This is a genomic window from Verrucomicrobiota bacterium, from assembly GCA_027622555.1.
In the GTDB taxonomy this organism is placed as follows: Bacteria; Verrucomicrobiota; Verrucomicrobiia; order Opitutales; family UBA2995; genus UBA2995.
The window spans coordinates 22,827-34,523 of the sequence record JAQBYJ010000062.1; the positions used below are offsets into that span (position 1 = coordinate 22,827).

General features: G+C 44.1%; 9 protein-coding genes. 3 read left to right on the plus strand and 6 right to left on the minus strand.

From position 1 onward, the window contains the following. Positions 1-4: 4 nt before the first annotated feature. The 5 genes from O3C43_15735 to O3C43_15755 form a co-directional block, all read right to left on the minus strand. Positions 5-1,354, minus strand: coding sequence for a homoserine dehydrogenase (locus O3C43_15735; GenBank protein MDA1067943.1), 1,350 nt, complete (start codon positions 1,352-1,354; stop codon positions 5-7). A 2-nt stretch (positions 1,355-1,356) separates the two neighbouring features. Then, positions 1,357-1,977 (minus strand): glycerol-3-phosphate 1-O-acyltransferase PlsY, encoded by a 621-nt coding sequence (plsY, locus tag O3C43_15740; GenBank protein ID MDA1067944.1) that lies wholly within the window; start codon positions 1,975-1,977, stop codon positions 1,357-1,359. Between the two features lie 25 nt (positions 1,978-2,002). Continuing rightward, entirely contained in the window at positions 2,003-3,592 is a 1,590-nt protein-coding gene (gene serA / locus O3C43_15745; GenBank protein MDA1067945.1) for a phosphoglycerate dehydrogenase, read from the minus strand. A gap of 93 nt (positions 3,593-3,685) precedes the next feature. Beyond that, complete coding sequence (gene hisS / locus O3C43_15750; GenBank protein ID MDA1067946.1) at positions 3,686-5,008, minus strand: histidine--tRNA ligase; 1,323 nt, start codon at positions 5,006-5,008, stop codon at positions 3,686-3,688. Positions 5,009-5,044: 36 nt separating this feature from the next. Continuing rightward, positions 5,045-5,359 (minus strand): integration host factor subunit beta, encoded by a 315-nt coding sequence (locus O3C43_15755; protein MDA1067947.1) that lies wholly within the window; start codon positions 5,357-5,359, stop codon positions 5,045-5,047. Positions 5,360-5,464: 105 nt separating this feature from the next. On the opposite strand from O3C43_15755, the gene O3C43_15760 reads away from it, so the two are divergent. From O3C43_15760 to O3C43_15770, 3 genes are all read left to right on the plus strand, one after another. After that, positions 5,465-7,087 (plus strand): AAA family ATPase, encoded by a 1,623-nt coding sequence (locus O3C43_15760; GenBank protein ID MDA1067948.1) that lies wholly within the window; start codon positions 5,465-5,467, stop codon positions 7,085-7,087. A 2-nt stretch (positions 7,088-7,089) separates the two neighbouring features. Further along, positions 7,090-7,785 (plus strand): bifunctional demethylmenaquinone methyltransferase/2-methoxy-6-polyprenyl-1,4-benzoquinol methylase UbiE, encoded by a 696-nt coding sequence (gene ubiE / locus O3C43_15765; GenBank protein ID MDA1067949.1) that lies wholly within the window; start codon positions 7,090-7,092, stop codon positions 7,783-7,785. Positions 7,786-7,974: 189 nt separating this feature from the next. Then, on the plus strand, positions 7,975-8,673 hold the full coding sequence (locus tag O3C43_15770; GenBank protein ID MDA1067950.1) for a hypothetical protein: 699 nt from the start codon (positions 7,975-7,977) through the stop codon (positions 8,671-8,673). Between the two features lie 55 nt (positions 8,674-8,728). Here the strand turns inward: O3C43_15770 and O3C43_15775 are convergent, their stop codons facing one another. After that, positions 8,729-11,557: a cadherin domain-containing protein gene (locus O3C43_15775; protein MDA1067951.1), complete on the minus strand. Its 2,829-nt coding sequence runs from the start codon at positions 11,555-11,557 to the stop codon at positions 8,729-8,731. Positions 11,558-11,697: the final 140 nt, after the last annotated feature.

Genomic DNA, 11,697 nt, shown 5'->3' on the forward strand with positions numbered 1-11,697 from the left:
TTAATTAGTCTTTGAATTCTACTATTCTCAACAGAAAGGGTTTAGATAGTACAGGTCCCATTCGCTTGAGAGCCCGAACCGCATTCGCGATGGCGGATTCAGAACATTCGTGAGTTGTAAGTATTAAGGTCGCAGACCCCCTCTTTTCTTTTGATCCGAATTCTGGATCCAGTTCCTGAGAGACACGTGCAATACTTATTTTTTCTTTAGCCATTACAGCTGTCAATTTCGATAGAACGCCAGGTTGATCTACCACAGTCAGCCGGAGATAAAAGCAAGAAGAGACCTCTTCCAATTTAGCAATTTGCAAAGGCTCGACACTGGATGCCAGCGGGTCGTTCTGATCATCTATGAGATTCATGAATTTAGTTCCTTGATTAGCAAATACTGCATCTGCGATATCACCAATCACAGCACTCGCGGTTGCGTCTTCACCTGCTCCTCGACCAATGTGAACTGTCGTCCCAACAACATCTCCACTCACGCAAACTGCATTATAAACATCATCAACCCTGCCAAGGATATGAGACTTGGAAACCAAGGCAGGATAAGCCCCGACAAATAATCGGTTTTTCTTTGAATCACATTCGATTGAAGCAAGATGCTTGATGCGATAACCCATAGCATCCGCCACGACCATATCACCTGTAGTTACTTCACGTATTCCCTCGATTAGCATTTGTTTCATCGGGATCCATTTTCCGTGGGCAAGGTAAGCTAGAATTCCTGCTTTGTGCGCCGCATCGATTCCATCGACATCAAGACTTTCGTCTGCTTCGGCATACCCAAGAGATTTTGCTTCTGCGAGGATCTCACCGAAGGATTTTCCTTCGGCTTGCATACGAGTGAGAATGTAATTGCACGTCCCGTTAAGTATGCCTCGAATCTGAGGGAATCGATTGGCTACCAATCCTTCACGAATGGATTTAATTATCGGTATTCCGCCAGCGACACTAGCTTCGAAAAATAAGTGACCTTTAGAGCTTTTGGCAGCGCGGATGATTTGATTTCCATACTCACAAAGAAGCGCCTTATTTGCCGTAACCACACTTTTGCCATTTTTGAGTGCTTGAAGCGTTAGCTCCTTGGCGATTTTAGTGCCACCAATTAACTCACACACAATTTGGATCGAAGGATCGTTGACCACTTCAAATCCATCCTCAGTTAAAATCAGTGGATCAACTTTGATTCCGCGCTTAAGCTGCTTATTACGTACCGCTATTTTTGAAATATTGAGTCTCACACCTAATCGAGACTCCAGAAGTTTTCGGTTTCGATTTAAATGCTTGAGAACGCCTTGGCCCACAACACCGAGACCAAGAATTCCAATATTTACGATAGGTTTATCCGCCATGGTTAATTTGCCTGATCAGGCTTTCTGGAAAATCGATTTTCAGTGCCGTTCATTAAGCGTTGGATATTCGACTTGTGACGAACGATGAGCAAGGCGGCAATTAGACCACAAAACCCAATAACCCACGGTGATTCCTTTAGAAAAAAAGCGGATATCGGCAGGCTAACTCCAAACAGAATGGAGGCGAGAGATACATAGCGAAGCGTGTAATAAAACACTACCCAAACAAACACACCAATAAGCAATACAAAGGGTGCTAACGCCAGGAAACCTCCCATGGTAGTTGCGACACCCTTCCCCCCCCGAAAACGAAGAAATATTGAAAAACTGTGTCCGGTGATTGCAGAGATAATGGCCACAATCGCTAACAGTTCCCGGCTTTCTTGAACAGCAATTAAAAGTGGCAACAAGGCAGCAATAAATCCTTTGAGAAAATCCAAAATAAAAACCGTGTTACCTGCGGTTTTTCCCAGAATTCGTTTCACATTAGTAGCACCCGGATTGCAGCTGCCTTCCTTGAAGATATCAATGCCCCTCCTTTTACAAATAATAGTAGCAAACGAAATCGATCCCAACAAATACCCTGCGGTACATGCCAGAATGATCTGCAGTGATAAATGCATAATTCGAAATTACAACAAACTATGGCTAAAGAGAAACAACCAAAACGGATTTAATGTTTTCATTGGAGGAGATTTCCTGAAAAGCAGATTCGCTAGGCGCTGTATCTAGATTAATTACATTGAGTGCGAGGCCGCCGACATGATTTCTACTTAGAGACATGGAAGCAATGTTCACTCCATTTTTTCCTAATATGGTTCCTAGCGTTCCTACAATCCCGGGTACATCCTGATTCTCCAACACAAGCATTATACCTTCCGGGGAAGCTTCAACATCGCGACCATTAATGTGCACGATTCGCGGCATACACGCTTTGCCGATTAAGGTGCCTTGTACCGAGTAAGTTTCACCGTTTGCGCCGGTGGCTTCCAAAACAATCAATTCGTTGTAGTCGCGTTCTTTACTGGATTTGACCACTTCATTCTCGATACCCAACTGCTTCATCAAGGTTGGCGCATTAACTGAATTCACATTATCACCACTGATTACCTTGAGGTAACCTTGTAAAATACTCCGAGTTAAAGGATTGGCATCAAACTCAACAATTTTTCCAAAATAGGTGATTTTGATTTTGGTAACCTGATCAGGGGTGATTTGTTTTAGAAAGCTTCCGAGGAGTTCACCCAGGTGAAGATAAGGAGCAAGCGCCTCCAGCGTTTTCCCATCAACGGACGGCATATTTATCGCATTTTGAATTACTCCACCTTGAACGGCAAGGACGACCGCTTCAGCGATTTCAACTCCAACACTCTCCTGAGCCTCGATGGTTGAAGCTCCCAGATGCGGAGTAAGAACAAGATTGTGAAGACTTCTCATCTGGCTATCTTCTGCCAGTGGTTCGTTTTCGTAGACATCCAGTCCCGCGTAAGCCACCTTGCCTGACTCGATAGCATCTACCAAATCATCTTGATTAATTATTCCACCTCGAGCGCAGTTGAATAATCGGACGCCATCTTTCATTTTTGCGATGGAATCTTTGTTGACCATATTCCGGGTAGCATCGGTCAAAGGCATGTGAACCGTAATAAAATCTGCTACCTCAAATACGCCTTCCAGCGTCATCGCTTCTACTCCCATTTGTTTGGCACGGCTCTCTACCAGGTACGGATCGTATGCGACCACACGCATTCCAAAAGCCTGGGCACGCGATGCGAGTTCGGCACCAATCCTTCCAAGACCTAGAATCCCGAGCGTCTTTCGAAAGACTTCTACTCCACCATAAATTTTTCGATCCCAGCGTCCAGCCGTCATAGAGGCATTGGCTTGGGCAACTTGGCGAGCGCCACAAAGGATATGCGTAAAAGTAAGTTCGGCAGTTGCAATAGTGTTACCTCCAGGAGTGTTCATCACCACGACTCCATGTTCGGTAGCTGCATCGATATCTATATTGTCTACCCCAACACCGGCACGTCCAACAACTTTCAGGTTTGGTGCAACCTCGAAAACCTCCTTCGTTATCTTTGTTTCACTCCGAACGATTATTCCTGACACGTCTTTGGCGAGTTCCAGAATCGTTTCGGGTGAAGATCCGTAAGCTTCTATAACTTCAAGACCTTCCTGGTTTCTTAGGAATTCGACGCCACTCGCGGCGATTTTGTCTGCGACAAGTATTTTCATCAGATGTAGGACAGAAAAGCGGATGAATACAAGAACCCGGATATCGAATTGCAACGACGAAATCAGGCAAGTTAGTCCATACCCGTCCGGAATCTAACTTTGATCCAGATCAATAAAGCTTTCACTCAATCTGACCAGTGGAACTTCAAGCTCATCTCCTGTGCCCAGATTTTTTATTTTAGCCACACCTCGGGCAACTTCATCTTCACCAAAAATTGCAGCCCAACGCGCACCACTTTCGTTTGCAGCTTTGAACTGTTTCCCAAATCCAACATTTCGGATGGGGTATTCCACTGAAAAGCCAGCTTCTCGCAGTAACTGAATTTGCCCAAGCGCAGCAGAAAGAGTTTCATCACTGCTAATGATGGCGTAAACATCTGGTGATTGAATGTAATTCGGCAATAACCCTTTCTCCTCCAGAAAGTCCTTAATAACAACATCCCCCATGGCGAACCCGACAGCTGGAAGGTCCGGGCCTCCCAACCTTTTAACAAGGTGGTCGTAGCGACCCCCACCTGCAATTGCTCGATGGTCGCCTTGAATGTCAAAAGCCTCAAAAACAAACCCGGTATAATAAGCAAGCCCCCGAACGATTCCCAAATCAATTCTAATAAAAGAAGCCATTCCCATCGCTTTAAGTCGATTCACCAGAGAATCCCAACCTTCTAATCGTTCACTCAGCTCGGAAGCCAGACTGGCATCTTGAACATGGGCAGTGAAGAACTTCTTCAAATCATCAAGTTCCCGTATTTTGGTAAGCGTATCAACTTTTGCCAAAAAATCTTCGGTAGCTTCATTAAAAAACGGCCGAAGTTTTTCCTCCATCGTCTCCCTAGGTAGCCGTTCGAGCTTGTCGATTAGTCCCAGAACCGCGAAAACTGATTCTTCATCGAGTCCCAGACTCTTTAAATAAAGAACCCATAGGTGACGGTCACTGATTCGAATTACAAAATCTTCCGCCCCCAGCCCCATAACAGTCAGGCTTTGAATCAGGGTAGCAATAATTTCGGCATCAGCTCCCACTCCTGGTTCACCAAAAATATCAGCATTAAATTGATAGAATGAGCGCAGCCTCCCCTTTTGCATTCGCTCGTAACGAAAATTCTCTTCGATACAAAACCATTTGATGGGTCGTTTGAGCGCATTGGCTCGTGCGGCAATCATGCGAGCAAGGCTCGGTGTCATCTCTGGCCTTAAGGCAACCGAGCGGCCACCTTTATCTTCGAAGGCAAATAGTTGATCTACAATTTCGTCTCCCGACTTCTGTTTAAAAAGATCCAATGACTCCAGTATGGGTCCATCGTACTCTTTGAAGTTATAAGACTGTGCCGTTTTTCTCCAACTTCGAAACAGGTGATTCCGGACTGCGCAGTCCTCAGGATAAAAGTCCCGGAATCCTGGAAGCGTTTTAAACATCTAGTGCGGCAGGAGTGAAGCGCGCTACCAGCGCGGTCAAGAATTAAGAGAACCCAACTCCAGGTCCTTGAGATTTGCCTTCAGCTCTTTTCCCGCTTTGAACTTCACAACCGCACGTGTTGGTATAACGACATCCTTTTCAGGTTTATTGGGATTACGACCTATACGGGATTTGCGAACTTGAATTTCAAAAACACCGAAGTTTCTCAACTCGACATTCTGACCTCTACTTAAAGCGTTGGCAATTGCATCCAACGTCAGTTGAACAACCTCCTTGACTTCTTTTTGAGGATAATTGGTTTTCTGGTATATATCCAGAACGATATCTCGCTTAGTTAAATTATCTGACATAGGGACTTTAGCTCCGATTGATGCTTAAAATTGACCACTACCAAAAAATCCGAATTTCCATACGTCAATGGCAAAGAAATATTTGCTGTATAAATTTCCAAGTTCATGAGTGACAAAGATACAAAAAATCCATTCGAAGAAATCCAGAAACAACTTCAGGAGCTCCTAAAAACCAGTAACCCAAATGTGACCATAAGCCCGTTTGTTCCTGCTCAACAAACTCCTCCTCCTTCTTATGGATCAGCAGAAGAAAGTGCCGAGCAAGATGAAGTATTGAAACGAATTCGCGCATTCAATAGAAAGCCAAAAGAAATCCGTGATTACCTCGACCGTTACGTGATTCGTCAGGATGAGGCCAAAAAAGTCTTATCTGTAGCCATTTGTGATCACTACAATCACGTCCGCCAATGCATAGAAGAACCTCGTTTGTCTGAAAAAGAGTACAGCAAACAAAACATTCTTCTTCTTGGACCCACCGGTGTTGGGAAGACTTACTTGATGAGGAACATAGCCAAACTCATCGGCGTTCCCTTTGTCAAAGCTGACGCCACAAAATTCAGTGAGACCGGTTATGTGGGCAACGATGTGGAAGACTTGGTTCGAGATCTTTACAAAGTAGCAAACAACAATGCCGATCTGGCACAATACGGCATTATTTATATAGATGAGATCGACAAGATTGCCGGCAACGCATCCAACGGCGGTAAAGATGTATCTGGCCGAGGGGTGCAAATCAATTTATTGAAATTGATGGAAGAAGCCGACGTGAACCTGTTTAGCCCGAACGATATGATGAGCCAGATGCAGGCCATGATGAGTATGGGTCGCGATTCCAAGAAACAAAAACGCACATTGAGCACAAAGAACATTTTGTTTATCGTTTCCGGTGCATTCGACAAATTGGCAGAAAACGTTCGCAAACGATTGGATCAAGGACAGATCGGATTCTCCTCCAAACGAAAGGAAGAAGAAATCAATGACTCTCATTTTTTAAACCTAACCGAAACTCGGGATTTCATAGATTATGGTTTCGAGCCTGAATTCATAGGTCGACTCCCCGTTCGCGTGGCATGTGAGTCTCTATCAGCCGACGACCTTGGACAGATTCTCAAAAATTCAGAAGGCAGTATACTCGACCAATACCATCGCGACTTCAAAGGCTATAACATAGATTTTTCGATCACGGATGGAGCGATTAATGAAATTGCAGACCGAGCCGCGCGGGAAAAAACGGGTGCCCGAGGTCTAATGACAGTCCTGGAAAAAACCTTTCGCGATTTCAAGTTCGAGCTGTCTTCAACGCTCATTAACAATTTTGATGTCGATGCCGAGACAATCAAAGATCCTAGAAAAGCATTAACCGAGCTCCTAAATGACAATGAGGGATCACAAAATGAGTTTCTATTAAAACGAGTTGAAGAGTTTAAGACTCACTTTCAAGACATGCACGGATTGGAACTTACATTTACGGAAGAGGCTTGTTCCAAGATAGTCGACCTTGCCATCGAGGCGGACCGTTCAACCAATTCCATTTGCGAACAGCTTTTCAAAGACTACGAACACGGGCTGAAAATCGTTAACAGAAATTCCGCCCAATCGACTTTTCTCATAACAGCGGAAGCAGTTGAAGATCCAGACGGGGAACTTTCCAAATGGGTTGTGGAAAGTATAAAAGGAAAAGATGAGCCTGAACCGGAGTCGAAAGAAGGTGGTGAAAATAAGAACTAATCATGCCAGAAGCTGACGCGGTAAGAAGTATGTTTGGCGACATAGCCAAACGCTATGATTTTGCCAATCACCTGTTAAGCGCTGGAATGGATTATTGGTGGCGAAGTGTTTTAGTCAGAATGGTGAAACAATCCAATCCATCCGATGTAGCTGATCTAGCTACTGGAAGCGGTGACGTAGCATTTGCGATTAAGAAAAAACTTGGCAATGCAGTGACCGTTCAGGGATTAGATTTTTGCCAACCGATGTTAGATGAGGCTGAAAAGAAGCGGCTGGTTCGGCAACCATCCCCAGACATACATTTTGCCTTAGGCGATATTCAGAATCTGTCACTAGCTACTGATTCAGTTGATGTGGCCACGGTTGCTTTCGGAGTACGCAATTTGGAAAATCGGCATAAGGGACTTAAGGATATTCGTCGCGCTCTCCGCCCGGGCGGTAAACTATTCATTCTAGAATTTTCCCAACCTTATCGCTGGTTTCAGCCTATCTATTATAGTTACCTCAAATATATCCTGCCGACAATTGCGGGATGGATCACTAAAAAACCTGAAGCTTATGATTATCTGGGAAATTCGATTGAAGCATTTCCAGCCAGGCAATCTCTCATCAAAGAATTGGAACAGGCAGGGTTTTCAGAAGTGTCCGCTCATCGTATGACGCTTGGGATAGTGGCCATTCACCAGGGAACGGCCTAAAAAAGAGTATAACAAAAATTTTCTGGGCTTAATAAGTGCTGTGAAACATGATGTGATTTTACGTTTCTAAACTCTGGTAACCTGACATCTAAAAGACCAATAATTCAAAATGATTAAAACCAAAGCTTGAAAGGTGGTAAATTTTTGGTTTTCTAAAATCTCCAGCGACGCCTACCACCTGAATTAATCATGAATTCTAAATTCCTAGTCCTGCTTTTTCCATTAATCCTTCAACCCACTTTTGGACAGACCGAGCAACCTGTGAATCCAGAAGGCTTCAAAGAAGCTACGATTTCAGACTTCCTGTCATCCAAATATAAATGGGAAGAAGCTAAGGAGAACCCAGCTCCTAAAGTGCTAATTGAGAATAAAACGCCCTTCAAACCAATCGATCAAAAGCTTTCAGAAATAGAAGCCACAATCGAGGCCCGGCTTGTGCCCACATTGGATATCGATGACCCGAACGAAGATATCCCAGAAGATGAATTGGGTTTAGATACTGTGGATCTTCGAGAATATCAGATCAGCGAATTGTATTCGCCGCTCATGAGGATGTCGGAGCTTAAGGACCTAGATACACTCGATCCCAGTTCAGGAGCGATTTATTTAACCGAAAAATATTTTTCGGAGATCGAAAATAAATACCTGAATCGTTGGCATATTCCGTTAATCGGCAAATCCCAAGAGCAGCTGGCAAAAGAACGCTACCAACAAGAGCAGTACCAAACATTCCTGGGTGAAACATCTTCAACCATTTCAGGCCTCGAAAGCTTAAATCCGGCATTGTCCAAAGAGCTGAGTAAAGAGTTCAAAAATACTCAGTATCAATACAACACCAATAAACAATCCGACGATCTGCGATTTAACGGTCCGGATGCAAAATTTTAAGCTTCTAAAATTGATTGTTTATAGATCAGGCCGGATCATTTAAATCCAAAATTACTTACAGAGAAACCTTAAGGGTATTGATAAACAATATCAGGTTTTCCAAAGATCCGGTAGATGGAGGAACAACAAAACAACCCATCATAGGATCTCCGTCAAACGGCTGTGCACTGATATTCAGGGAAGTCGATTCGTCATTATTTGGACCCTCAAACGCACTCATCAAAGTATATTCGTTTAGATCGGGAAAGTATGGGAAAAAGACGATTTTGAATCCTTGAACTGGATCATAGCCAACCATGGATCGAAAATAGTCGTCTGCATCATTGGGATTAGTACCAGCGGCAAATTCCTCCCCGTTGGTTTGACCATCACCATCAAAATCGAAATCAATAGCTTTTTGTTGAGCTGAAGCATTTGAAGGAAATGGGCCGCCAGCTTCGTTGGCGTAAGCTTCATATTCATTTTCATCCACCACAATTTTGATAACTCTCACTGTGATCGCTTGGCTATCCATAAGCACAGGATCGCCATTATCAACAACGCCTATAGTTACTTCGTAATCGTTGTCACCATTTGCGTCTGCGGGCGAGGCAAAAGCTTGGGCGGACTTAAAGCTCAATACTTTGCTCGTAGAATTCAAATTGAAGAGGTCGGCATCGGCTCCCCCTGTAATAGAGAATGTCATGGTATCACCCGAGTCTTGATCGGTTGCCATCAATGTTGTTAAAACAACTGTCCCTTCTTCAACAATGATAGTAGCTGTATCTCCGCCACCATTGCTAACAATCACCGGCGGATCATTTACATCTAACTCCAGCACATTTACCGTGATGGTCTGCGTATCCAAACCGCCGTTTTGGTCTGAAACTTGAACAATTACCTCATAGGAATTATCAGCTCCAAAAACAGGCACCGATTTAAAAGTCAATACACCGGTATTTGGATCGATATCAAACAGCGAATCATCTGCACCTCCTTCGATTGAAAATACCAACTTGTCAGCTGGAAAATCAGTATCCGACGCTGTAACGGTTGTGACTCCCGTTTGATTCTGGGTCGTCTCAATCGAAGCAGTCTCCCCACCTCCATCACTGGTAATTGCCGGATCTTCGTTCCCTGCTGTTCCGATTTGAACGATATGAAATGGGAGTGGGTAGGCAGTATAGTTGAAATTACAGATACTGGAATCGTATGTCCGAAAATTTTGAGCACAATCCGTTAGGCTCAAACGAAAGGATAGGAAGTCTCCCCCGAATTCATCGCCGTCCAGCGGAATTTCAAATTTGTAAGTTACGTCGTTGATAGTGCTTCCTTGAGTGGCTCGCTCATCAACAGCTGGATCATCCAGATCATCAGAAAATATCGATTGCCTGGATCCGAAATCGCCGGGCAAGCCATTCAGTAATTCCAGGTTTGCGAACTGTAGGCCAGTGCCAACGTCCGTGATACGCAGGCATACATTCAATGTGGCAGCATTTCCCACTAATAATTTCCCCGGAGTAACCGTAAGTTCAACAGGTATGGGAGGGGTACAATCCGCTGGACCGGAATTGAGGATCGTACAGGATCCTGGGAACTCGACCGGAAACGGAATTTCTTCTGGACCAAAACCGAAGGTGCTGGACAGGCCACATTTGTTGGTTAATCGGATGCGCCAACAATATTCCCCGGGACTCACACCCTTCGGTAAGGGTACCATAACCCTAAAAATTGGATTAAAATCTGGATCAAGTGACTCAAAATCAAGGTTCTCAATAGTAACTGGAACTATCTGATCTGCCATGCCCTTGGGGCTCAACAGTTCAACGGAATTAGGAAACCGGCCGAATCCAAAACTGCTTCCAAATCCAAGGTCCATGCCGCTTTCAGGATCGCTGGCCTGAAAAGTCAAAGTGACATAGCCGTTCGCTTCGACAAAATCAAAACTGCAATCGACACTACCATTGACCAACACAGGAGGAGTTAAGTCTTCGATTTTCGGAATTTGACTGGTCACGGCTACTTTGAGTGTAGATCCTTCGGGAAACAGAAGCCGTTCTTCAAAAAAGAAACTTCCCGAAAATGCTGCACCATAAATTGCGCGGTTTTGCACCCGATCGGTAATTTCGAGGCGAGGAGCGTATTGCCCAATTGTAGTTCCAAATGGGACACTAATCTGCCCCTTCCAGATACCAGAATTTGCGTCACCACTATCAAGGGATAGAAATCCGAAAAGCGATTGAGCTGAAGGATCATCACAGTGAATCAGGCTTATACTGGGAAAGCTTATACCACATCCTTCATCCTGTAATTCCACCGTAACATTCAAAACTACAGGCTGGCTGGTAATATCTGCCGTTGCTGGTTCGAATAAGAGCGGACTAGCAACAATCGGTGCCAAAATGTCAGATCGATCATTAATAATCTCAACCTTTGTTTGTATCGATCCGTCCGTAGTTTCTAGCCATTTATTCAATTCAACTTCATTGTCGAAGGAACAGGTATTTCCTGCCTTATCTCTAATCCATACACGTGACAGGCAATAAATGCCTTCTGCGATACACCGATTTATAGATGTGGTTCCGGAAAACCTGCCACTGTTATGGGTGCCCTCTACCAGGTCTCTCGAACTTAAAAAGGCTGATAAGCTACTCGTACCTGTCTGAGCTCTGTAAGTTAGGGAAATGGAATCGATTCCTTTACCTACATCCGATGCCCATAAATCTACACTCGTTTCTGGAAAAGATTCTTCGGTGCCACGCAAGTCGACTGGGTCCCCATTATTTATTAGCACATTCCACAGTCCGTCAGGCTTGATACAGTCCACCTCAACCTCGGTTTCCCCGTACAGACAAATGTCTCCAATATCATAAAAGACTTCCTGCCCAAATATGTCGCAAACCATTAATCTCAAATCAAGCGTTGTTCCCTCAACCCAATGCTTCCAATTGATGTCATTATATAAATAAATATTTGGTAACTACTCAGGTGGATTAGAAGGTAAAACTAGAGAGTAAAAATTCAAAATAAAAAATATTAAAAAAG